We start from the raw sequence: 24,509 nt of genomic DNA, 5'->3' as shown, positions 1-24,509 counted from the left end.
TAGACTATCGGCCTGCACCAGACCGTGTGTTGAATTCAGCTTCTGTGCGTAGGATCCGGGTCGTAAGAGTTGAGATCTCAGCGTTGAGCTTGTTGACCCGATCACTATCCGGATTGTTGCTTTGCTGCAATCGAGCAAGTTCCTGGCGCTTAGAATTGATCTGAGACTGCCAAGTAGCAGCTTGAGTACGATCGCGTTGAATCCGTCGATACTGCTCTTCGACCTGACCCTTGTTAGCAGCAAAAGCTTCAGCTTTTTCAATAAACCGGGAATTATGTAATTCTGGGCTTTGACCGATTAATGTGGTATTATCGATAGAAGCACCAACAATAGCCAGTGTTTGCTCAGGCGTCAGACCTAAACGATCTGCAGTCCCTTTGATGAGCTGCTGCTCACCCTTAGAGATATCATAATCAGGGAACCGACGAGCGACTTCGATACCGATGTCGTCGCTGAAGCCTTTAAACGATTCAGCGAGTTCTTGAGATGTCGCAAAGATATCAAGATCTGGTTCAGACCGAATGATATCATTCACCTTACTGTCAATACCATCAATGACAGCTTGTACCGGTACCTGGCGAGTCTGGTTTGTCTCGAGCTCTGTGCCGAGGAATGCATTCGACAGAGACCGTCCCAAATTAGACAGAGGATCGATCTGACCTGCCGGCGCAGTAGCTGATACATCGTCACGGATACGGTTTGTGAGATCCAGATCAGGACCTGCCTGAATAGCCTGCAGTGCAGAGACTCGTTCTTCGTCTGTCAGGTTCTGATCATCGTTGATCAGATCCAGCTGATTACCCTGAGAAGTACCTTGTACCTGAGCACGTGCTACGGCCGCATCAATGCGATCTCGTGAAGCAAGGTCAGCATCTGAACGCTCAGCAGCTTTGACTGTACGGCCAAAATTGAAGTCACGAGCGCGATTAGCATCTTTGCCAGCTTCCAAGGTTTGGACGTTATTGTCTTCAGTGAAGCGAGAACTCTCACCGGTGTCCCGGTCTTCAAAGCCTGCGCGTAAGCGTTCGTTCACAAAGTCAGCACCGAATGTGCCTGAGGCGTTTGCGACAATAGAATCAGCAAGTCCCTGAGCTTCTTCGTTTCTACCCTGCAAGCGCAAATTCGTCATACGAGCAAGGTCATTGCCGTATTCCAATTGGAAACGATTACCTAGTTCTTCCTGATCGAGTTCATTGTTGGCGCCACGGAGCAAGACATCATTTTTGTCGGCGACAGCACGGTCAGAACGATTAGAAAGAATACGCGAACGAGCGTTATTGATTACGTCTGCAGAACCAGGAACAACGACAGCGCTGCCAACATCACCACCAGGAAGCAAACCAAGCGAACCAGCAATCTGATTAAGTTCAGTTTCGTCTGTGGTATTGGCAGCCGCAAGTTTTAAAATCTCCAGTCCACGGGCGTTCTTACGCTCGGTCTCAGCATCAAGCCTTGCTTGCCGGCGATCGCCCAATCCTGTGATTTTCTGACCCAAGTTGTCAAGCCCTGCTCCAATGGAGAGGGCTGCACGGGACACTGAAGCTGATCCGTTTCCTACGGATGGAAGTCCAACTGGTTGGTAGTATAAAGCCATCGCTTACCCGATCCGTTTAAAGTCCAGGGAGTTCGCTGAGATGCCTGCTTCAGTAGTTGATGCGCTGTCGCCTTGGGTATAGCCGCGGGCACGTCGAATGTCTGCAAGTCGAGTATTATACGACTTAACTGTGTTTTCCAGGTTTGCATTAGCAAACCCTGTCTGAGTGGCCAATTCTTTCTTGGCCATCTTATTCGCTTGGAAGCCGAGATAGATAGATGCCAGATCTCCCAGGATTGAGACACCAGAACCAAAATCACCCAGATACTGAGAAAGCTTTGACTGAGGAGCTGCTCCACCGATGCCTGCTGCACCAAGGGCTTCACCAACATCTACGCCTGGCACTTGAGGACCTGTACCCTCTCCGACTCCAAAGGCACGAAGTGCGCCGCCTAAACCTGGACTACTTAAAGGGGTTGAACCAAATGAAGCCAGGGAACCTGAGCTCACTGGAGCAACTGCTGGGACCCCAAGATTTTCCATACTGAAACCAGACATTAGAGATCCTTTCCGCGGCAGTACGAATCTTTACGCAGGATTACCCCTTAAATCAGGGTAAAGTCAATGCAGCGTCGACAAAGTCAGTTACCATAGAATGGCTCAAATCAATGAGATCCCCACCAGATAGTAGGGTCCGATCGAGGAAATCCTGAGGAGTTTCACCAAAGAATGTGGCCCGGGTCCAGTTTTGGCCCATTTGATTCCATTCATTTATTGGAGAAGTAAAGTCAGTTAGCATGGTCGGATTAATGATTCCGCTACTATCGAGCCCAGCCATGAGCTCCTCCAGGCGTTTCATTTCTGACTCATATTCCTCGAGGACCTCGCCTGCTCTCTCAAGAGTTTCCTGGAGCTGCTCTTGTTGGATCACACCCACCAGATCTGTGGCTGCATTGGTCATCAAGGAGAGCTTGTCTAGCGCTGCCATATTGCCCCAGTTGATGCCCTGAGCGACATTGTCAAAGCTGAACCCATTAGGTCCGGAACCAAGAATAAGAATCGCAGCTGTTACGGCCGTAAGGATCTTACCGATCTTTTCTCCGAAAAGCTCTCCGCCGGCAACGTCCACCAGCTGGAGAATAATCATTGCTGCAATAGCATTTGCTGCTGCGCCCACAGCCACGGCCAAAAGACCTGAAAAACCAAGGGCGGCGCCTACAGCTGCCGCGGAACCAAGAACACCAGCACCTGCAGCAGCGGCCGCGGGAGTACCTGCACCGGCTGTGACCACGGTCACTACGGCTACGACAACTACAACGATTACAGCCAGAATGAATGAGAAGATTCCGGTCTGATACCATTTCTTCTTTACGACCTGATATGAATTAAAGACCATCAAATAGGATTCACGAGCTACGTCCGTAGCTTTGATGCCCCCTAGTCGTTTGAGGGTTGGCTCATGTAAGGGAATGATAAAGCCACTGTCGTCGCTATCAGCCATGGCTTCTGCCGCGGAGATATCCACTGACTTGCCTGAATAGATTAAGTTTTTGTGGAGAAGCCCATCGACACGGATCTCAGAATACTGGGTCCTCGAGATTTGCTTACGAATCATCAAGCCAGTGGCTGAATTGACCCGGGTCTCGATGCCCCCAGAAAATGAGAAATCAATCTGATTATCGATCTGGTATCCATCACCGACCGTGACATCGCCTACTTTGGCGTCGGGGGTAATCAGTCCGTTCTTGGTTGTCTCATCAATATCAGCCCAGGTAATCTTCATATCGAGCACACCAAAGGCGCTCGTAGGGAGGGTCAGATGAACTTCTTCTACACGGGGACCTGTGCCAGTAGTGGCAGGATTGACCCCATCTAACCGTCCAGCATTGCCCACTGCGTTGAAAGCTGCAGCGTTGACTTGCTCCGTACCTTCGACGAATCGCTCGTGGTACCCCAACGTGTCATTGGCAGTAGCCCAAGAATCGAACGTTCCACTTGGAAGAGTCTGACGCTCAGCAAGAAGCTTGAAAAATTCATAGATGTACGCCTTTTCTGCTTTATCGCTTGTGTTCAGACAAACACCAAAAACCAGGTAAGCGTAATCAATATCGCCGATATCGTCGTTGTCATTGACCTCGTCGATAGCATCTTGCATCTCAGAGCCCATAGCCTTTTTCCAGGCTTCACGGATATCGTCTTCATGAGCGAGGGCGGGAGAGCCAGGATCAAACACAGATGTGTTATCGATACGAATCGGGAGAAAGGGATAGAACTCCCGAACACTGGATCCAGAGCTCACCTGGATTTTTCTGTTGTCCAGAGCAGCATTGCCAGATCCCAGCACATAAATGAAGACCTTGGTGGGTGATGTTACACCACCATTAGTAACTGTGTAGTACGCAATAAGAACATCGATAGACGAATTGTAGCCTGGGATGTTGATCGTCGTAGACGTCATATCCGGCCACTGAATATAGATGTCATCTGTAACTGGATCAGCGTCTGCAGCCCAATCTTCGGTAGCTCTAGCTGGCACAGTGTCATAGATGTACCGCTCAGCATAATAGGATTCATCAGCATTATCGATTAATGTGTGGATAATATTGATTGTGTTGGCTGCATCCCCGCCGAACTCTGAGCTCAAGATCTCCGCGGCAACTGCGACATCGTCGATCGTCTCAGTGTAATTGATGGCAGCCCGGGGCATACCAGCATCTAGGTTATTGGTTGCCCATCTGAAAAAGCTCTTCTGAATTCCTCGAGGGCCATTCTGGATCCCAGCCTGGATTGCTTCCGCATAAGACGCATTAGGATTACTGGACAACGCTACGCCGGCGATAGTCTCTCTAATGAAGTCTGCACGATCATTGCCGTCATCGACCACTTTATAGACGGTCGACGAGACATAGATTTTCTTCTTGGTTCCAAAGAGGCTCATGTCGCCTCCTTATACGGTTCCGAGGCTCAAGTCAGTCTTAAGGCTACCAAGGACCTCATCGATTTCATTGTTAGTAAACTGCGTTGGAGCCAAGAGACCCTCATCGAGAGACTTCTGAGTGATCCAACCATCGACCCAGAACTTGGCAGCCTTGTATCGTGCGTCTTTGACGTAAGAAGAGATCTGCTCGGTATAGAGATCTTTCTGCTTACCAATGGCACCGGCCACAGCTGTGGCGTTGTCTGACCGTGTGTCGAGCGTTTGAGCACGCTGAACTTCATACTGCTCTGAGAGCACGTTCTTCTGTGCCGGCAGGATGTCTGTGTGCTGGTACGTCTTGATATTGACGTCCTGGGTGAGGAGATTGTTCTGGCTCACCATCAAGACATCTACCTCATAGTTCAGCTTATTAAACTGTTCTGTGAGGATATTATCGATTGTGTAGGTAAGCTGCCTCTTCTCCTCAGGGAGGATGTTGGCCAGCTGGTAATCCAGAATAAGCTTCTCAGCATTGACGCTGGCAGCTTGGTTTGTAGTCAGAGTGACTTGCTGCTCGATGTTTGAGTAAGAGATATCCTGCACAGCAATCTGCATCTTGGTCAGAGCATACTGGGCTTTCATGTTCTCAGACTCGGCAAGTGAGCTAATCACAGCGTATTTAGCGGTTACGGCATTAGCCCGGGCAATCAGAGCTTGGTGCTCCGCAGCTCGACCCTGCATCTGCAAGAGAGCATTCTGATACTGGGTTGTGCTCGCTTGAAGGGTGTACTGCACAGCGTTACCCAATGCAGCAGCTGAGACAGCTTGATAAACTTCAGCGTATTCACGACCAGTAATCCGGCCATTGTCGAACTCTTCAATCAAGTGAGCTCTCATCGATGTCATGATCTTATCAAAGACACCGGCGCCTCCCACAGTTGTGTCAGTCAGATTGTCGACTGTTAGTGCTGCAGGGGCTGTATAGAGAATGCCGGACTGTGCCGGCAGATCAAAAGACGTATCAGTGATATCGTCTGTGAGCGTCGGAAAGGTGATGCCGGCGATCAGCGCATTAAAGGCTGTAATTGCTTCAGTAGCTGGTTCGTTCGGCATCACGCTCTCCTAGAGATTAGCCAACTCCGACCATTCCCACATTGGCCTCACCGCGAGCACCCTGCATGTTTGCAAGTTGCTGCAGCTCATCCGCTGTAAGAGGTCGCAGTTCATTGATTGTGAATTCTGGCGCCTGGCGGTGCTCAACACGCTCGGTACCATCTGGATTTTTCCGAGACTTGGTCTGAACGTACTTCTTCTGGCGAAGCATATTCACCAAGATCCGCGGCACGTGATAGCCATTTTCGGTGACTTCCCCGTAGGGGACGTATTTCCGGACAACACCAAGATATTTGTTCTGAACGGAGAAGATCTCACCGTGGAGATCGTTCTTGTCAGGATTGTTGTTGTAGATCTGGCAGCGAACCAGGGCCATCTCAGTGTGCATCTGACGAGCGCGGATAATCATTTTCCGCTTACGCTCAGGTTGGCGCATAAGATCATCAGTGGTCATTGCCAGCATCACAGAAAGAGGCGGCAGCTTATTGCGCTGAGATGGGGATGGACGTCGGGCCACCGGTGTAGCGGCAGGCTCTCCTTGGAGAGCAATATCGCTTTCAGGTTGCTCTGGCTGTTTAGCTGATTCGAGAGCTTCAATGTGCTCGTCGATTTTCGCTTTCAGAGTGTCCACATTGATGTTGTTCGAATGCTTGATACCCAGAGCTTTCGCCCGCTCTTTCAAAGAATCAAGCTCAGACGGTCCATCCAAAAGGGGATCGTGATCTTCAGGCAGCGTGCTAGGCTCTACAACAGGTTTTTCGCCCTGATCACCAGCAAGTTCTACTGGATCTTGGGCGGGCGTTGCGATTTCGTCGTTTGGGACCTCAGTCAGGCCGTCGTCGTTTGTATCACTCATAATAATCTTCCTTGGGCTTCTTGGGTCAGTTATTGATCAGGGTGTTGGCCGGGCAACCCAAGATACCCGGCCAACTGATGCTTCCCTGATCTCCCAAAAAGGGTCGCACCATTCGGTTAGATGACCGCTAGGGTCTTAACCAGTGCGAGACGCTCCGGACGGAGGATCATTGTTCCATACCACCATTTGATGGAGTGGAAGCCGATCTCACCGTAAGGGTTCGTCCGATCAGCAACTTCTTTACCAGGCTTCTTGTGGATCATTTTCCACTTGACGCCCTTACCGCCGGTTTGGAAACCGATGGTTGTGAAGGAGCCTTTACCAATCACAAGCATCGGATAGATGTTGTAATTGTGTCCGCCGTTGTCGCGGTAGCCTGGGTTTGTGGTAACAGACGCACCAGCGCCTTCCCAGTGCTGCATCTCAGGGACAACGATAATGCGGAACTGAGCAACAGTACCGATTTCGCCATTCATGAGAGTCGCGGCTGCGCCATACTGGTGAGCATGGACAAAGGCCGGGTTCGAGAAGCTATCGGTCATTTCTTCCAGCGTTTGCTGGAGTTCGTTACCAATATACATCGCGCGGCCACCACGGACGGTACGTGTATCAATCATCCGAGAACCAGTGATGATATCCGTCTCACGAGGAGTACGGTTGTCATCTAGGGTCAAAGACAAGTTGAACAGGTCCTGGTAGCTGACTTCAGCTGGATCGGCAGATTCGCCGTCCACAGTTGCGTCTGATACAGCGTCACCGGCATAGACAACGACGCCAGCGCCGTTGAGCAGGTCAAGCTGCAGAGCCGCTTCCGAAATCTGCACAGCACCGTTAATCAATTCACGGTTCATGTGCATCATCAGTTCGCTGTCGGAATCGAAATCCATTGCGTCCTGAGAATATTCGGTGAAGAAGCCGAGCTTCGAGATGGAACCTTCACGAACGATACGTGTAAAACCAACACGGTTCACACGGCCGCCGGTCTCAGAGAGAACAGGCAGTTTCGAAGTGATGGTACCAACGTCTTTCGAGGAACCATAAAGGTTACCAGAACCTTGAAGCACAGTCAGTGTGTTCGGAGCAGATGCATTTGCAACAGCGGTTTGAACCGCAGCAGCTTCAACGTCTGTACCGGCAACCAGTTCATCTTTAGTCAGAGTGATGACCCAAGGGCCTGCACCTGACTTAGACGCAACAGCGGCTTCGATGGCGTTGACCGCGGCGAGGAACGTGTCAGCGTTTCCTTCCACTGCAAAAGAATAAGTCACGTAATCGAAATTCACGAAATACTCAGTTGAGAGGATAGCGGCGCCAGCAGCGTCGATACCTTGGTCGTTCACGTTGCGATCGTCGAGCAGCGGAATGTAGTGATACACTTTGATCCGCTTACCGAAGTGCTTCGGCATTGCTGTGACGTCTGCGAGAGGCATAAAATACATCTCGCGGCGAGCATCGATGAGAGCTTTCTTTTGCCAGTAAAACTCATGCATCTGGCCTCCACCGATCGTTGAATCAGTGGACGGCGGGTTGTTATACAGGTGAGCAGCGTCAGCCATTGTAAAACTTCCTCTTTATGCGCAACTCTAGCCGAGCAGTTTTTCTTCCAGTTTGGCGAAGTCCTCATCTGACATGTCCATAACGGACGCATCGACTTTGGGCTGGACAGCTGGTGCTTGTTTCACCGGTGCTACTCCTGAAGGGTCACCACCTGCGGCGGCTTTCTTCTTTGCAGCTGCTGTTTCGATAACCTTCGATTCTGCTGGCGTGGTTGCTGTTTCCGTTGAGGGTGAGCTCGTAGACTCGGACCCAGTGCTAAAAGCGCCACTTTTCTCCAAATCGGATCCTACTTGGTAGTAGGCGTCCAGCCAGGATACGTTGTTGGCCAGTGTTCCCAGAGTTTGTCGTCGGTTCACCTCAGAAGTAATCTGGTCATAGACCCCAGAGTCCTTTTGGCGAACGAGGATAGGAAGGATCTCAGGATCCTCGACAAGCCTGTTCCTACTGTCATCGTCCCAATCCTTTTGGATTGTTCTCAAGATCGCATCACCGTTCGGGGTCCCTTGGACTGTACCGATGTTCTCGGTTAATGCGACGTCCTTGTCACTCACCAGGTGGTTCGTGGGACGATATTCTTTGTCTGCGCTACGAGCTGCATCCGTATTTTCTATGTCGTACGGTTCCAACTTCGCATCGCGAACAAGTTTCTTAATAGCATCAACTTTCCCGTTTGCGCAATCAATAAGAAAGTTTAGCTGATTATTATCGATTTTGTTGTGATCCAGAGTTTGCTGAATAGCGAGTGCTGGACGGACTTTTTGCTGGTATTTAACAAAACCGGCGCCCATCTGCATCAGCCGTACAGCTTCCTCAGGGGTCTCAACTTGAATGTCTTTGCCATTGGCTTTAAAACCAGAGAAGACAGCGTCGTATATTTCAGCCTTTTTATCGGCCGTTATTGGCTCATCAGAACCAGCAGGAGCAGGTGCTTTGTCCTTATCCTTGTCTGGCTCGCCGCCTTCTGCTTTGGCTTCAGGCTTAGGTTCATCCCCGGGAGTTTCCGAAGGCTGCGTTACTTCCTTCTTTGGATCCTCAACCGGGGCAGCCCCCTTCTCCCTACCTTCCGGAGGTTCAGTTCCTTCAGGGGTTTCGGACGGAGTAGGGGGCTGTTCCATCTTTTCGAAGTCTTCGTCAGACATCGATAAGAGATCTTCAGGCGCAGGGGCTTGATTATCTTCTGTGGGTTGGACTTCTTGTTCACCGCCGTCGCCGCCTTCCTTGCCGGCTTCGCCGGCAGGTGGCGTCTCGGCTGGCGGGGTTTCACCAGCTGGGTCGGTTACAACTTCATCTTCGGGGTCTTTGACGGCTGGATCGGCCATTAGCTATCCTCCGCCTGCATGTCTTCATGGATCTCATCCATGGTTTCTTTCAGTTCTTCGATCTGCTGTTCAGCAATGTTGCCCATCACCATGATCGTAGAGAGATAGCGCTTAAACGCGCCGGGGCCGTAGAGGTCGGCTTCCAGGAATGCTTTCTTGTCCGCGGGGAGATTGGGGTCATCCCGGAGTAGAAGCATCCGAGACGCTTCGTCTTTGAAATACTCTTCTTCAACAATACGCTGGAAATCGGCATTATTACTGAGACGTTTCAAAACATCACGCCGATCGACGTGTTGCTGGAGATCTTCAATATTAACTTCGATCTCTTGGATTTCAGATTCGGACATAGTGGGAGTTCCTACTTTCTTGGGTTAGTTGGCTAATAGTCGGGATTAATGATTTAATCTGATTACACTGTCAACGGTACAGGTTGAGCTGGTTGACGATTTTTCGCATCATCCATTCTCTTGGAAAGTTCACCAAATCCAAAAGCAGCTTCAATATCAGGCTCAGTTTCGCCTTCTTTTTTTGGCGACGTAAGAGCTTTGGTGATCTGTAGATCCTGGTTCCCGCGGGCTTGACCAGCCTGCCTTTCCATATCCCGAGAGTGTGTAATACCGGCAGCGTCGTTCTCTGTCTCGAGATCGATCGAATCAGCTTCTGCCATAATCTTCTCAGTTTCGGCATTCGTTTTGGCTGTCTTGGCTCGTGTAAGTGCAATCTCATGTTCGAGTTCAGCAACTTCGAGCTCTTTCTTCTTCTGCTCGACTGGGTCGGGCTGAGGTTCATATTCTTTGATCTGCTGCTCAAGCTCAGGCATTTTCTGGAGCTTGGCAATTTTACCGAGAATCAGTTTTTGCATCTCAAGATCCAAATTAGGACCCATAGTCTGAAGCATGAAGCCAAGCTGTTGTGCTTTTCGCTGGTCAATCTCAGGAGTCGAAATGTCGACAATCATGTCGAACTGACCCTGGATCTCATCGCGGCGAATAGGAACGAACTTGGAATTGGTAACTCGTACGATCTCTTTATCAGACAGGAATACCTGATTCATAGAAACGAACTTAATACCGACTTTCTTGAAAGCCTCGGCCAAACGACGAAGGATATCCATCTCACGCTTGGCTGTCGCATCAACCAGACCTTCGATGCCGGCCGCTACTTTACCAAAGTTTTCGCCAGATAGACCGCCCGAAAAGGCTTTAATGCCAGAGAGGGCCTCGGCATCGTTATTCTGTAGATTTAGGAGTTCGAGAGCTGAGCGAGGAATCTCCGGGTACTTGTGCTCCATAAGGCCCTGGCTAGGATGAGCTGAAGGATTGAACTCATAGTCTTCCCCATTTTGGAAACGGCGCCGGTTAGTAATATCCAGCATGCCTTTGGCGATGCCCTGCTGGCTATTCGCTGATCGACCCATTAAATCGATCATCCCGCGGGTAAGGGCTCCTGCGATAGCTTGGTTGTCTGAAAGCATCTCAGCGTCAGGCTCACCATAAACTGAACGTTTGCGGGGCGAATAGGATTCAAAAATAAATGGGATCTTTTTGTCCGGATAAGGATTCTCTTCCAGACGGATCATTTGATCGTTGATCCAGGTAGCAACGATAGGAACCAGTTCACCGGTACCGTGGACGTCGTAAAAACCCCAATACTCATAGGCGATAATGCGTTTACGCAACTCATCATCAAAATTGAAGTCCTGAGGGGTTTCCGTGCCGTGCTCTGTATCCGCCACGTGTTCGGCGTTGGCATAGTTCACGGAACCAAGATTCTTATAGCGTTTGTCCTTCATCAACTCCGCTTTGGAGGTTTCAAACGAGTAGATGAGGAAGTTAGCTTTCTCCGGATCATTACCGCAGGAAGGATCAATATATACGTTGCGATAATCAACCACATCCAGAGTAGGTTCGTTATAGATAATCTTCTCTTCCTGGACGGTTTCAGTCCGACCAGTGGGAACTGCCCATGCCGTGATTCCGTTTTCTTCGCTGTAGCTGATGCTGTCTTGGAGCTCTTGGGGGAGTTGCTCATAACGAGAAGGATCCGTATCGCGAATCTCGAGGGCCTGTTGAAGAAAAGCTTCTTCCTGGGAGCCTTCGAAGACCTGGACATAGTCGTAAACTGGACGTTCAACGTTGACCATCTCGGTAAGACGTCTCCAGCCCGGGCGCATGATAAGAGTGCCTTCGTCAACGAAAACACGCACAGCTTCAGCAATGAATCGTGGTAGATCCAGTTTGGTTCTCATCTGCCAGTTGATAAGAATCGCATTCTGAGAGGCTGCCGGCGCATCTTCAAAAGTGCGCGGATGAACATCAAAGATATTCTCTGAACTCAGGAAAGGCTCACTTAGAGCTGAGTAGCGCCATTCAGCCTGACGGCGAACGATCTTAGGACGAATAGTCGATCGGCCGCGGCGCTTAGGGATATGTTGACCACCGTCTCGAGCCAAGTCCCACTTTTCAACTTCTGAAACGTGCTTGTCCCGGAATGGTTTAGCATTTTCGAGATCTTTTTTCAGGAGGCGTACGTGCGGTTCGTTCTGCCACGGAGTCAACTTAATGAGGGTGCCCTGCCCATTTTTCTTGCTATCTTGAAGCTCTTTCGCGGAAACGCGCTTAACCTCATCAATGCTCAAAGGATCCTTACCAACTAAACGGGCATCGTCGTCTGCCAAGTTCATCACGTCTTCAGCCATTTGGATCCTCGAAACTCGTATTAGTCGGTACTAGTATCGAATTCTTCGATAATAGCAAATTCCTGATTAGGAAACTCTGAACTTGGGAAGAGCTCCTGAAACAGGGAATCTGTAATGGGTTTGTAGGTCTGATGTCCAGCAGGGACGTATAGTTGGTGCTCGTCGGGAAGTTCAGCTGGTGTTCTATGCGCCATACTGAACTCCCATACAAAAAGGCAGGCCCTCGCAAGAACCTGCCTCTTAACTGATTTATCGACTATTGTCGATTATTAACTCTGCAGACGATCTTTGATCGAATCAAGGATATCGCCACGAGTTTGGATCTTGGTGATCTCATCGCGGAAGTCGTTGCCAGTCAGGCCGCCGCGGGCTTTCATAGCTTCGAGGTCTTCAATGACGCCATTCAACTCGTTGACCAGTTCGGCATAACCTTCGGCGCCGAACTTGGCCCCAGAGAGTGCTTTACCAATCACATCAGTTGCGATGTCGACGTATTTACCGTTGTCACCCAGCATGGGTTTGACGGATTGCAGAAGATTCAGGGCGACTTCTGCTTTCGAGAGTACAGACAAGATGTCCATGATACTGTTCCTTAATAGGGGGTTTAGGCAGAGACGGGCTTAGTTGACGAGCTCGCCGGCGGTTTCGATGAAGTCTTCTACATCATCTCGAATCGGGCCGAATGCTTCGGCCAGATCACCTGCAGAGCTTGCGGCAATAACCAACCACTCTGATGGGGCATCAGGACCCAGGGCCTTAATGCGAGCGTCAACGTCAGCATATTCTGCGCCGATACGGGCGGCAGCTGTGACGGCAGGTCTGAGAACTTGCTCAGACGTAATAAGCTGAACGCAAACAGGTGCTTCAGGTTCATCAGGCTGAACGGTGTCACAGACACTGATGACGGTGTCTTGCGCGGCGCCAAACGTGAGAACAGTCGCATATGCTTTTTCGGCGTTTGTTTCCAAATCAGCGTATGGATTCGGCAGCGGCTGAAGCCCAAGAGAGGTGCAGCCCGAAATGCCGAGAGCCACGAGCGAAAAGATTAGTGCAGCGTATTTCCGTAGAAAGTCCATTGGAAGATCTCCTTATGCGGCTAACTCGTATTTGGCGAGCCAATCTGCCACGTCAAAACTGGGACAAGCTTTATTCGCCCCGGTGTCGCGGTGTCCCATGACCCGCGCATTAGGGTAACGCTGTTTCAAGGAGACAACTAGTGCCCCCAAGGCAGCCATTTGTGATTCGGTGAAATTAGCTTCAGGGGTTTTACCGTCTTCGGCCACCCCACCAACAAGACAGATCCCAATTGAGTTGGTGTTCCATCCGAAGGCGTGTGCTCCAATATCATCTTCGACAAAGCCATCATCATCAAGATCACGTCCAAGCTCGGTTTTACCAGAGCGCACAATTACATAAGCATAACCGATATCAGACCATCCTCGTCCTTGGGGTTTAGGATCTGTATGCCATTTACGTATGATCTTCGTATTTACATAAAGAGATGGTCGGGTTGCGCTGCTGTGGATGATGATCTCGTCGATTTGTCGATCATTCTGCCAATTGAGATTATCAGTCATAACGGTACCTTCCACTAGATCTTCTTCAGAAACTGTAGGCTCCGGGATTGCCGGTACTTTATTCAAGCGCAAAAGACTTACAATCCACTGCCACATGTTGGTACCCTTATTCCGGTTTAATTGGCTCCATAACTAAATCTGGGGCTTGTGTCGATTTATTCTCGTTATCTCGTTTAAGGCGAGCTTCGGCGAGAACCTGTTGTTCCCATTCTTTCTCGTCAGGATCTTTACTCTTAGCCATGGCTTGGGCTCTTTGAACCAAAGCATTACGCTTATCGATCGTAGAGAATGTCTGGACGCGGTAGGCATCGAACATAGTTCTGAAGTTGCCAACGAGAAGGCCGCGTTTCTGGCCTTCTTCGCCTTTGGTACCATAGGCATCAACGAGAAGCATCAAAGCCTGGTCAAGAGTCAAATTGTCTTTGCCAGGCTCTGGGTGTTGAACCATCGCACGTTCAAAAGTGCGTTGGATATTATGTTCGAGGGTTTGAATTCGGTGAACGTACGCCACCAAAGGATCTAGTTCAGGCATTGGGAGATCTTTCCTGGTTTAGTTTAAGCTTGGGGAGTCGGCTGAGGTGTTGGAGTCGCGGCATCACCTGTTTGCTTTTCCTGTAGAGCTTTGAGCTGTTCAGAGATTTTCTTGAACGTAGCACAAGACTGATACACGCCTCGACCAGCGCCTTCAGCGGCAGTGTGTTGCAAAACACTTCTTTCCGGGTTCAAGATTTCAATCAGCTTCTCGATATGCGGGAGAGCTGCTTCAATCTTTGAGTTTGAGCGTTCTTGGATTGCAGCAAGAATTTCAGCATCGCTTGCAGTAGCCAGATCAGACATTTCAATAATCCTCGGTTTGAAACTTAGAATACGCAATTGGCCCAGATGGACCCATTAAGTCAAGATCAGGAACCAAGATAAGTTGCAAGAGCGGCATCGGCAGCTATCCGGTTTGCCGCGACAGCAATGTTGTCTTTTGCGGTTCGTGCTGCAGCATATTCAGTTTCTCGACGAACACTAATTGCCTGAGCAAATGCTCTGAGCTCTGCAGCAGTCAAAGAAACTACAGTGTTTGTTGCAGTAATCCAATTGATACTCCAACTAGCATTACCGCCTAAAACCTCAAATGCACCAAGCGTTGCGGCTTCAGCAATATTCTTTTGAGCCGTCAGGTCCCCATCCAACGTAATCGCCCCGACAGTTATGTCCGCTACAAGACGCAGATCTCTTTCACTGTCGACAGTTTTTTTGAGTTGGTCCGCATACGTGGATTGGAAAATTACATCGATCTGTCTCGAGAAAGGGTTTTTTCCATTCTCTTCAATGCAGATATATTGGCTTCCCTCCTGGGGAAACACAATTGTAATGTTCCCGCCTGATTCGACATGTTCGACCATATCAGCGGTTTTGATTGTCAGACCCGCCGGAGCTGAAAGTGTCACGGATCCAGCGTTATCTGTATAAATTTCTGCATCTAGTAGATTTGAGCTGTCGTCTAAGGCATTGATCCAGCGTGTTGGCCAAACTGGTAACGTACTCGAATCAGGCACATCCTGGAGATACTTCACGTAATGAGGAACTTCGCGCCAATAGCCACCTGCCGGCACATTGGCATCAAAATGACGCATTGGCCCATCCATGATTTTCACTGGATTATGGTTACTATCAAACAAAGCAACTCGCATTAGCGTTTAATCTCCTCAATCGCCAATTGGGTAGCTACTACGCTTACACCGCTGACATTACCGCCATCTGATACGTTCATATCAATTGCCCAAGTAGCGCTACCGGCTGCAGTTCCAGGAATGGTAATCGAAACAAATTCAGAGTGCAAAAAGAGACCTACTCGATAGAAATGGAAAGATCCAAGAGTTTGAACTACACCATTACGTTTTACTCTGATATTTGGTGCATATTCCCCAGAAGTGGTTGTTCGAGTATGTTGGACATGAAGATCAATCCGAATGTCTGAAGCAGCAATGGCTTTGTTGTAAGCAACGCTCTCGATTTCAGTGTACGCCTGAACCGCACTGATTGGTCGATTTGAAGTATCATTTGTAACTAGGCGCTCAGTAATAGCGTCGTTGCCTACTTGAGTAGTTGTAACGGTACCGTCGATTAGTACGTTACCGTTTAATTCAATGAGGGAAGCGCTCAGTGTAATTTTGGACGGTGTTGATATACCGTCCTCAAGAGAGATAAACGCACCATTACCGCCACCATCAACGACGATAGCGTAAGTCGCTACTAAATTACCTTCAATATCTGCAATGGCATTGGCATTGGTTGTAATCGAGGCAGTGTTGCCGGCAGCAGTCGCTGAAACAATTGCAATTGAGTTTGCGTTTGCTGTATCAGCAGCTGCCCGGGTATTTTGTTCAATGACAATTGATGCTGTATTTGTAGCAGCAGAAGATACAGCACCATCAGCTGTACTTTGAGCGTTTGAGGCTGCAGTCGCATTTGCTGTGACGCTGGTCTGAAGAGACGCAATCGAAGTGCCCTGACTTGTCTGGGTATTCTGCAAAACCACAATAGCGGCGTTGTTGTCGTTATTGGCTACTTGAAGCACATTAATCGATGAAGCTTGGCTACCCTGCACAGTTTGTAGAGATGTGATCTCAGCTTCGTGGGTATCAGTCGTCGCTGTCAGGGAAGTAAGATCTGAAGCCTGGCTCGAGTTTACAGTCTGGATTGAGATAATATCTGCAGCTCGAGTTGCATCAGAAGCTTCAAGCACCGCAATCCGGGCAATGTCGGTATCATTCTGCAAAACATACGCAGCATATGCAGTACCTAGAGCATCGTGGTCTGTCCGAAGTCCTGCAATGAGGGCATCTGCTGAAGCGATCGATACACCATTAGCGGCGATCAAAGCTTCCCGGGCTACAATCTCAGAATCAAATACGGTTTCAGCGATCGTCTGGGCTTCAGTCGAATCGATAAAATCGTCGATTAATAGGTTTACGGCCGCAAGGGTATCAGTCTCAGATTGCGTAATATCCAAAGCAACTTGATCTTCCAGGGCCTGGAGAAGTGTTGCTGGAGCCATGAGACCCAGCTGAGAAGACACACTGGCAGCGAGAGCACTTGCCGCGGCAGCGGATGCTTCGGCCGTATCAATATCATTTTGAAGAGCGGTCAGAGTAGCCGTGTCTGCTACGCCGGCAGGGCCTGTTGGTCCCCGGGGACCCACAAGAGAAGCCAGCCAGGAAGTGACGTCTCCGACATACCCTTCAGCCACAGCGGTTTCATAGGCATTGGCGCCTTGGAAGATTTGGATATCTTTGAGGATATGATGGTCGACATTCTCATCTTCGAGAAGAGAGAGATTACGATCCAGATTGAAGATTGATTCGAGATAGTAAGAGACATGGGCAATCTGGGGCAGAAGCTGACGCACCTGCTCGAGTTGATCCCATGCGGGTTGCACTCGTTTATCCAGCATCCCCGTCGGGTTGAGGAGTGGACTAGCTGACGGCCTCATTAGACAAACCCATTTCGCTCCAGTTTACTGTTTGACGTGTTCTCGCTTGTCGAGAGCGTGTCACGAAACTCTGCTTCCAAGAGCTTGGCTTCGTATTGCTGGTGGAGCATGGCACTTTTGGTGACATTGGCTTCGCCATTCATTTGGCCGTAAACTTTAGAAGCAATGAGGAGCTCGAGGGGTTTTTCAAGCGCCGGCGGGAGATCTTCAATCAATGTGTCAGTATCTGGATCCGGCGCCGTATCATAATTTACGATCGGGTGCAGGGCCTGGAAGATGACATAGAAATCTTCAGATTGGTGGTTCGCAGTGATCTGCAAGCAATCAAATTGTGGTGTGAACACTGACAATGGTTCTTGGGATTTGTTGAGATATAGCTCCCGGCCGAAGCCATCATATACGTGGAGCACTTTTACAATCCGGCCATCCCAGTTCACGATGCTTGAGTCATCGATGTACAGGACCGGTTGGGCCGATGCCAGATTACTCTGTGCGAATTCGTAGCGCAGGTAATACTGGGTGATCGTCTCTTGGGCATTAATGACGACCTCTTTTTGGGAGAGCAGGAACTTAGTATATAACTCGGTTAGAGCATTATTAATCTGCAATAGGACCTTGGGTAGGTCCGCTGCCAGAATGGTCCCATCGCCGGCAGAAGCCATTTTCAGGTTAGAGAGCTCGCCATAAGCCAATCGTCGAATAAGTTCGCTTGTCAGGATATTGCTCATAATAACCTCGTAAACCAGAATTGTCTCAATAGATGCTATACGACGTATGAGTCAATGCTAGAGGATTCTTCCTGCATATCATCACCGTAAATCGCATCGGTCTGAATTTCGGGAGATTCTTCACTAGGTGCCCAGGCTCCAATTTCAGCGAGCATAGAAATTGTATCAATACAATCGTCTTGCCCTTTGAGACCTGTTCGGGTGGCGAGGGAGAGCTCAGAAACAAACTGCCGCATAATGGGAGCCTCTTTCATTTGAGCGGGAAAAAACATTTTTCCTTGGGTGAACCAAGGAACAGTGAGGTTGAACCGCTGAAGCTTGTTGGCCACTGGTTTGATCCCGGGCCGGCCTTTCTGTGAGGCAAAATTAAACCAAACGTTCCGCTCGAGCTGCTGCTCCTGGAGCCAGTCAATGAAAGCTGACTGTTGTCCGGAAATCTCTACCCCCACGAGCTGTGGTCGATATTGAGATACGAGCCGGAATAGTTCGTTGATGGAAACCGGCATTTTCTGGCGCGCACATACTCCATCGACCCAGAACCAGTCGCGATTCGAGTTGTAGGCCCAAACAGAAATGACTGCGTTGTCCGATGCTTGCTTGTCGGTAGTGGCAAAGTCGGTCGTGATATAGAAGTTGAAGGCGCCTCTACGGGAGAGAAGGGCCTGACGATCGTACCATCGTATTTCTGAGTCCTGTACAAGGCGTTCCTCCTCTGAGCTGATTCGGAGCATAAGCTCCTGCAGAAAGGCTGTCTGCTTTCCTGCTTTTACCGAGTCATTATATTGCTCTACCACATAATCGTATGTGAAGCGATCTTCCCAGGATCCAGCAAACTCTTCTCTTGAGCAGGGGAACTTTTCACATACAGGCCAGACGTTTACGTCCCAGGCACCAGATTCAACAGCCTGATAGAGGATGTCTTTCTTGTTAAAGGGTGTCCCGTTGAAGATGATTTTTCTTCGGGTTGGGTCAAGTGCATAGTCGATGCCCTTGTAGACGGTGTCGTTAATAGCTTCCATGGCTGCTTTTGACCGTGCATCATCGTCCGAAACCAGGTCGTCCAACACGGCAAGCTTAGGTCGTTTACCGAAGATTTTCGTACCACGGATACCGGTGTTATGAGTTCGGATCAGATCTTCGCCTGCAACATACTGATTATCGCCCGCCTCGACAGAAATACACTGAGAGGGTTCGTCATCAATACGAGTGATCGACTTAATACTGACTTTGTCGTTTCTCAGATGACGCTCCAGAGCTTTTTTCCGCGGAAGGCGAAAAAGACTCAAGCCTTCCTGAAGACGCACAGAACACTTCCAGGCATTGGTTTTACCTGTGTTAACCCAGCGAGCAGTTCCTCCCAAAGAGCGAACCAACCACATGACATCTTCTACGAGTTTTTTAGATGCTGAGCAAAATGAGGATTTACCGTCTTTGGTGCAAGTCCCGTCAGTATCCATCAACCCTTGAAAGACTGCGAGTCTTTGATCCACAGAAGCAAATTTATAATCGTCCGGTACAAATTTAAGATCTCCATGGCAATCCAAGCCACTGGCACGGATAAGGTGTGCGATATCCCGCACTGTCCGGCTAATAACATTAGGCCGACGAGAATCCCTTTGGATTTTGCCTAAGGCATACGGGATTTGTGTTTTGAAGAAATCCCAATCTAGCTCATCACCTGTCATCACTACAGCTGATTGAAGGGATCCATCCCCAATCAAGAGACCTACAGTATACGGGTCAAGTAACTGGTTTTTGTTCTCCATGAACCCCATTGGTTCAATGTTCTGAATCCAGAGAAGAGGTCTCTGGCTGCCTTTGGGGTCTGTGATGTAAAGCGGCTCCTTTAAGAGCTCAGCAGTCGTGTACGTACCCTCTTCCAGGGTGTACTTCGAGAAGGTCTTTTCTGATTGGAATTTTTTAACCCAGACCTGATTCAGATGCTCTTCACAGACTTTCAAAATACGTCCGTCTGCCAGCTCAAGATTATACATCGGTCGATTAAAGATTTCGCTTTTGTCGTAGATGCGAGTAGGCTTTCCATTCGCACCAATAATGATATCTCCAATTTGAGCCGAGCCAACAGTAGTCACGCCCCCATCAGCTAGATATAGCTCAGTGTCTAAAGAAAGGGCCTTGGCACCGAACATTTTGATCCCAAAGCGCTTGCCCTCTTTGTTGACATACTCGATGTAGTTATCGGTGAACTTCGCCTCTGGCAAATACTCCTGAAGGAATTCCGAATTATGATACCTAAACTCGATGTTCTTGCGCGCAGACTTCACGCCATTGTCCATACTATCCGAGACATAGATCATGGAATCGAGCTCCCCAAAGTCTGGAAGCTCTCGAAAAATCGCCACATAGAAATTGAGGTATTCGAAGAAGAGCGTGGTTTTCGCTATTCCACGATGGCAAAGGTTGGCGATGCGGTGTACCGGGGACACCACCTTATCAAGCATTTTTAAGTGAACCACCGGCGTGGAGTGAGATTCTCCTTCCGCACCGTTGATCAGCTTGATCATATTCATAAACTTCAGGGCGAAATCTGACGGTACATAGTTGCCTGTGTTCAAGTCAGTATAGTCGACTTCGTCGAGCCAATCGTCGACGGTCTTCTTCAGATCTTCAATTTGCTCTGAATCGATAATCCCCGGCATATCGGCAATCTCGGGAGCAGCTACCATTTCCGGCATAGTCGACATTAGGAGTCTTCTTTCTCAAACATTTTTTGATGGGCGATATCTCGGGTTCGGGCGCCACCTTCAATTTGATTGATTTGATTATCAGCAACTTCCTGCATGATGCTCTTAAGCTCATCGATACCAGAATTGTCCTTCACAGTCACATCCAGCTGGACTTGGCTCTTCTCCGGAGCCCGGGTTGCCTCGAGAACGGCTTTGGCCGCATCCACCATAACTTTTTCAGATTTGGCGTTCATCATCAGGTCTGCACAGACATTGAGTGCTTTCTGGTGCAGATCCACATTAAGAACAAAAGACGGGATCAGAGCTTGCTCTATGATCGTATTGACAAGCTTGCCTTTGGAATAGCTGTGAACAAATCCCGAGATATAAGAATCGTTTCGGTTCTCAGCTCGCATTCGAGCCATCTTATCAGGAAACGTCAGACCCCAGGCGCTCTGATTCGTATGGCCCATCATCTTGTAAGTCGCATAGGCACAGGCATTAAGATAATCCTCAAGCTTGAACTTACCCTCTTTCATGATGTTGTTGAAGCCCAAGAAGTTGTCCCGGATCTCATCAGCGACATCTGGATCCTGAGAAACAGAGTTAAGCTTCGCCATTAGAGAATCAGTAACTTTGGTTCGAAGCTGTGCCGGCAAGGCTTCTTTGATGTCCGCTTTAGAGTAACGACCTTCTTCGATAGGTTCCTGGGGATCCATTGAAGATTCTTGAATTAACTCAGCTTCGACTTCCGGTGGAATGTCCGGTTGCATGTCCGCCATTTTGAAGATGTCTAGCCGGCCCATATGATCGATACTCCTTAGGTTGCTATTAGTCCTGTATTAATCGTTATAGTGAATTACAAGCCCCTTAAAAGAAAAAGGCGGCCCGAAAGCCGCCTTCTCCCTTATTTGGTACCCGCACCCATTACAGCTGTGGTTTAGGCAAACCCGTTAGGGGGTCCAATTCCCCCGTAGGCTCAGCTGGTGCGTCGGGCTCAGCCACAACAGGATCAGGTCCTGTCTCTGTCGCTTCGGCGTCTAAGCCTTCAGTCGACGTTTCCGGAGCAGCAGGTTCAGTTGCTGGCTCAGTCACTGAGGGTGCTTCGTCCGACGCAGGTGTTGGCATATCGGGCAAAGTAGGCTGTTCGTCAACCATTTCCGGATCACCCAGGGCCGGCTCAGCTACCGTAGGAGTTTCAGGCTCCCCAGTAGGTTGTTCCGGAGCTGGCTCAGTTACTGCTGGCTGGCCCAGGGTATCTGCGCCCGGGAGACCCAGGCTCCCAGCACCTGGAAGACCAAGATCGCCGGCAACAGGCTCTGTGACAGAGACTGGCTGTTCAGCGATCACTGGTTCAGGTGTTGGAGTAACTGGCTCTGGAGCTGTCGCGGGAGCGTCAACCGGTGTTAAACCAGGAACTTCAAGAGCAGCCGCTGCGCCGACTGGGTCTGCAGCTGCATCGACTGGAGCCGGGTTGTCGGTAATGACGATAGAATCTGCACCAGGATTAATTTCCTCAGTAACAGCTTCTGCCGCTTCCAGTTCAGCTGTTGCGGCAGCGGCCTCTGCGGCTTCTGCTTCAGCCAGTGCCAGAGCCTCAGCATCGGCAACAGTGTCTGCTTCAAGAACCAAAGGCGGAAGGACCGTCAGAGCTTTCAAGAAGTTAGTGATGACGATCGGCGCTTCAGCAAGTTGCTTTTGGGTTTCGCCCAATTCAGCTTCGAGAGCCAGTCGTTCAGCATGAGCTGCAACGGCGCGGTCGGCGTAGTCTTTGGTTTCGGCGTCCTTGTTGGAAATCTTTCCAATCAGGTCGTCCATACGTGTGGCAATGGCCACAAACGAGTTCGACATGTCTTTTCTCCAGAATGCGAGTTTCATATTCTTGGGTCCTTAGCTAAGTCCGACCCTCACACCCGTGGAGGCCAGAACCATCGCATACCATCAGTTGGTTCTTCTGAAAACAGCACATCGGCCAATCCGAGAGGAGTATCCAGATTACGATAAATTAGGAGATCCACGGTGAAATCATCGATAACCCGAGTGATTATTGCAGGTACAGGATCTTGGGTGTGCCCACGCTGAGCTTGGTCGGGAGAATCAAAATGCACAATACGGCCTATTGATGGCTTCATGCTTCTTCTCCCTGGTACATGCGTTCTTTGAGAAGGTAGCCTTCGAGCTCCCAGATTTTGCGAACAGCATCCTGGACAGCAAACTTGCGTCCCAGATGAACATTGAAGTTCTTTGGATCCGCGGCGCCAGATTTGCCGATGACGGAAAACCCATTGTCGAGAACCACGTTGGCAACGGTAACGCCCGGGCTCGAGGTTGGGTTCCAATATTCAACGGATGAGATCTTCTCATGGATCTCGGAAAGGTCGACACGGTTGTCAGTTTTAGCGACTGCCTTGGCTTCGGCATTTGAGGCTTCAAGCGCCTCGCTCTTGAGGGGATCGTCCATAATGGTTCCTTCTTGGGTTTTAGGAATTAACGGGCTTATAGCCGGTAATCGAGAAATGCAAGTGCCTCGCGCGCGCGCGTTTATATCTCCCCATAAGTAAACCCATATGGATATAGTGTATTATATTAGGGGAAGGGGGAGGGGGGTCCCCAGGCGCTACGCGCCGTGGGGACCCCCCTCCCCCTTCCCTATAGTAGAAAAATAATTCTTGTAAACCTCTATTTAAACACGCGCGCGCGATAGGGCCTTTGCTTGCTTTATCGGCAGTTTGCGGATAATGGCTGGATTAGCGATTAAGGAGTGAACAATGTCAGGTCCTGGTTATTTTGCATCTGAGTATCTGACTGAGGGGTTTTCGGAGAATCATCTCACACCCCCGACGTTGAACCCAAACAAAACAGGTCTCCCCTATTCGAACGCCTCAAATCACATCTTGAGACAGACTCTCGCTGCACGCGACGTAGTCATTGTTTTAAAGAATGAACTCGAGCAAACACTTGCAGATATACAGGCTGGTGTGCTCAGTGTGGATATTGCGGCGCTTCAAGCTCGACCTTAGTGGAGAATATAAATGGGACTTCCCCAGGCTGATGACCTCTTCAAACTTGTAGCAGGGGCGACGCAAGGTGCTGCCGGCACAGGTATTGCGTACAGTGTAAAATGGTCTGAGATGTTGACAGCAATCGCTGCTTCTCAAATGATCACGGATACCGAGCTCGCAACGGCCCTTCAGGTTTACGGAACTGCTGCAGTCCAAGATGTTGAGTATTTCGCTACGGCCGTTCAAGGCGCCTTGGCGGATACCGCTCTTCAAGATGCTTCAGCTTTTGCCACTGCAGCCCAGGGAACCAAAGCAGATACCGCGGTTCAACCGGCAGCTCTTACGCCTTATGCATTGAGCGCCAATGTCTATGATCAAGCAACGATCGATGCTGCGCTTGGAGCCAAAGCAGACCAAGCCACGACTTATACGATCACCCAAGTTGATTCCGCTTTGGCTCTCAAAGCAGATGCTTCAACCATTTATACGCAAAGCCAAGTTGATACGGCTCTCGCTGGAAAAGCGAATGCTGCCGATGTTTATACAAAGGCAGAAACCGACAGTGCAATTGCTACACTCATCAATGGGGCTCCCGGTCTTTTAGACACTCTTGATGAGATCGCCGCGGCGTTAGGTGATGACCCTGACTTCGCAACGACAATGACGAACGCTTTGGCCGGCAAAGCAGATATCGCCTCAACCCTGGCCGGATATGGAATTACCAATGCGTACACCCAAACAGAGACAAACACCCAAATCAACTCTGCCATATCCGCTCTCAATCTTGGAACAGCTGCCCAGTCCGATCCCGGGGATTTTGCTGCTGCTAGCCATAACCATACTCTTTCTGATGTTTTGGGCTTTGGTGCTGCTGGTGGTTACATCCGCTCTAACGGTTCTGGGTGGGCTCGGGTTTCAGGAATCGCCTGGGGCGATCTTACTAGTATACCTACTACCGTCCAAAACATTGATACTGAGCTAGCCAACAAAGCGAACTGGGACACTGCCTTTGGATGGGGCGACCATGCTTCAGGTGG

General features: G+C 49.7%; 23 protein-coding genes. 1 reads left to right on the top strand and 22 read right to left on the bottom strand.

Going from position 1 to position 24,509, the window contains the following annotated elements; translation table 11 throughout:
* Positions 1–4: 4 nt before the first annotated feature.
* The 22 genes from Q0499_RS08435 to Q0499_RS08330 form a co-directional block, all read right to left on the bottom strand.
* A complete protein-coding gene (locus tag Q0499_RS08435; RefSeq protein WP_299198216.1) occupies positions 5–1,495 on the bottom strand; it encodes a hypothetical protein in 1,491 nt (496 codons plus the stop codon).
* A gap of 102 nt (positions 1,496–1,597) precedes the next feature.
* Positions 1,598–2,044 carry a hypothetical protein gene (locus tag Q0499_RS08430; protein WP_299198214.1) on the bottom strand — a complete coding sequence of 149 codons (447 nt, stop codon included), beginning with the start codon at positions 2,042–2,044 and terminating at the stop codon, positions 1,598–1,600.
* Between the two features lie 100 nt (positions 2,045–2,144).
* On the bottom strand, positions 2,145–4,472 hold the full coding sequence (locus Q0499_RS08425) for a hypothetical protein (RefSeq protein WP_299198212.1): 2,328 nt from the start codon (positions 4,470–4,472) through the stop codon (positions 2,145–2,147).
* Between the two features lie 9 nt (positions 4,473–4,481).
* Positions 4,482–5,564: a hypothetical protein gene (locus tag Q0499_RS08420; protein ID WP_299198210.1), complete on the bottom strand. Its 1,083-nt coding sequence runs from the start codon at positions 5,562–5,564 to the stop codon at positions 4,482–4,484.
* 16 nt (positions 5,565–5,580) lie between these two features.
* Complete coding sequence (locus Q0499_RS08415) at positions 5,581–6,420, bottom strand: hypothetical protein (protein ID WP_299198207.1); 840 nt, start codon at positions 6,418–6,420, stop codon at positions 5,581–5,583.
* Positions 6,421–6,536: 116 nt separating this feature from the next.
* Complete coding sequence (locus tag Q0499_RS08410; protein ID WP_299198206.1) at positions 6,537–7,976, bottom strand: N4-gp56 family major capsid protein; 1,440 nt, start codon at positions 7,974–7,976, stop codon at positions 6,537–6,539.
* A 27-nt stretch (positions 7,977–8,003) separates the two neighbouring features.
* Positions 8,004–9,296 carry a hypothetical protein gene (locus Q0499_RS08405; RefSeq protein ID WP_299198204.1) on the bottom strand — a complete coding sequence of 431 codons (1,293 nt, stop codon included), beginning with the start codon at positions 9,294–9,296 and terminating at the stop codon, positions 8,004–8,006.
* Positions 9,296–9,643: a hypothetical protein gene (locus Q0499_RS08400; RefSeq protein ID WP_299198202.1), complete on the bottom strand. Its 348-nt coding sequence runs from the start codon at positions 9,641–9,643 to the stop codon at positions 9,296–9,298. The genes Q0499_RS08405 and Q0499_RS08400 overlap by 1 nt, the downstream gene beginning before the upstream one ends.
* Positions 9,644–9,705: 62 nt before the next feature.
* Complete coding sequence (locus Q0499_RS08395; RefSeq protein ID WP_299198200.1) at positions 9,706–11,994, bottom strand: hypothetical protein; 2,289 nt, start codon at positions 11,992–11,994, stop codon at positions 9,706–9,708.
* Positions 11,995–12,263: 269 nt separating this feature from the next.
* Complete coding sequence (locus Q0499_RS08390) at positions 12,264–12,575, bottom strand: hypothetical protein (RefSeq protein ID WP_299198198.1); 312 nt, start codon at positions 12,573–12,575, stop codon at positions 12,264–12,266.
* Positions 12,576–12,614: 39 nt separating this feature from the next.
* On the bottom strand, positions 12,615–13,070 hold the full coding sequence (locus Q0499_RS08385; protein WP_299198196.1) for a hypothetical protein: 456 nt from the start codon (positions 13,068–13,070) through the stop codon (positions 12,615–12,617).
* A 12-nt stretch (positions 13,071–13,082) separates the two neighbouring features.
* On the bottom strand, positions 13,083–13,667 hold the full coding sequence (locus tag Q0499_RS08380) for an N-acetylmuramoyl-L-alanine amidase (RefSeq protein ID WP_299198193.1): 585 nt from the start codon (positions 13,665–13,667) through the stop codon (positions 13,083–13,085).
* Between the two features lie 10 nt (positions 13,668–13,677).
* On the bottom strand, positions 13,678–14,103 hold the full coding sequence (locus Q0499_RS08375; protein WP_299198191.1) for a hypothetical protein: 426 nt from the start codon (positions 14,101–14,103) through the stop codon (positions 13,678–13,680).
* A 23-nt stretch (positions 14,104–14,126) separates the two neighbouring features.
* Entirely contained in the window at positions 14,127–14,408 is a 282-nt protein-coding gene (locus Q0499_RS08370) for a hypothetical protein (RefSeq protein ID WP_299198189.1), read from the bottom strand.
* Positions 14,409–14,473: 65 nt separating this feature from the next.
* Positions 14,474–15,253 (bottom strand): DUF4376 domain-containing protein, encoded by a 780-nt coding sequence (locus tag Q0499_RS08365; protein ID WP_299198187.1) that lies wholly within the window; start codon positions 15,251–15,253, stop codon positions 14,474–14,476.
* The gene (locus Q0499_RS08360) at positions 15,253–17,001 is read right to left on the bottom strand and encodes a hypothetical protein (RefSeq protein WP_299198185.1); all 1,749 of its coding nucleotides are present in this window, start codon (positions 16,999–17,001) and stop codon (positions 15,253–15,255) included. Before Q0499_RS08360 ends, Q0499_RS08365 begins: the two co-directional genes overlap by 1 nt.
* Positions 17,002–17,054: 53 nt before the next feature.
* Entirely contained in the window at positions 17,055–17,783 is a 729-nt protein-coding gene (locus tag Q0499_RS08355; RefSeq protein WP_299198183.1) for a hypothetical protein, read from the bottom strand.
* 35 nt (positions 17,784–17,818) lie between these two features.
* The gene (locus tag Q0499_RS08350) at positions 17,819–20,488 is read right to left on the bottom strand and encodes an LAGLIDADG family homing endonuclease (protein WP_299198181.1); all 2,670 of its coding nucleotides are present in this window, start codon (positions 20,486–20,488) and stop codon (positions 17,819–17,821) included.
* Positions 20,488–21,276 (bottom strand): hypothetical protein, encoded by a 789-nt coding sequence (locus tag Q0499_RS08345; protein ID WP_299198178.1) that lies wholly within the window; start codon positions 21,274–21,276, stop codon positions 20,488–20,490. Before Q0499_RS08345 ends, Q0499_RS08350 begins: the two co-directional genes overlap by 1 nt.
* Positions 21,277–21,397: 121 nt before the next feature.
* On the bottom strand, positions 21,398–22,321 hold the full coding sequence (locus Q0499_RS08340; protein ID WP_299198176.1) for a hypothetical protein: 924 nt from the start codon (positions 22,319–22,321) through the stop codon (positions 21,398–21,400).
* Between the two features lie 56 nt (positions 22,322–22,377).
* Positions 22,378–22,602, bottom strand: a complete 225-nt coding sequence (locus tag Q0499_RS08335; RefSeq protein ID WP_299198174.1) for a hypothetical protein — start codon at positions 22,600–22,602, stop codon at positions 22,378–22,380.
* Complete coding sequence (locus tag Q0499_RS08330) at positions 22,599–22,931, bottom strand: Gp49 family protein (RefSeq protein ID WP_299198172.1); 333 nt, start codon at positions 22,929–22,931, stop codon at positions 22,599–22,601. Before Q0499_RS08330 ends, Q0499_RS08335 begins: the two co-directional genes overlap by 4 nt.
* Positions 22,932–23,502: 571 nt before the next feature.
* On the opposite strand from Q0499_RS08330, the gene Q0499_RS08325 reads away from it, so the two are divergent.
* A partial coding sequence (locus tag Q0499_RS08325) for a hypothetical protein (protein ID WP_299198170.1) occupies positions 23,503–24,509 on the top strand: 1,007 nt, incomplete at its 3' end.

It is taken from the genome of uncultured Amphritea sp., from assembly GCF_937127095.1.
Lineage (GTDB): Bacteria > Pseudomonadota > Gammaproteobacteria > Pseudomonadales > Balneatricaceae > Amphritea.
This window is presented reverse-complemented; position numbering and strand designations above follow the sequence as displayed.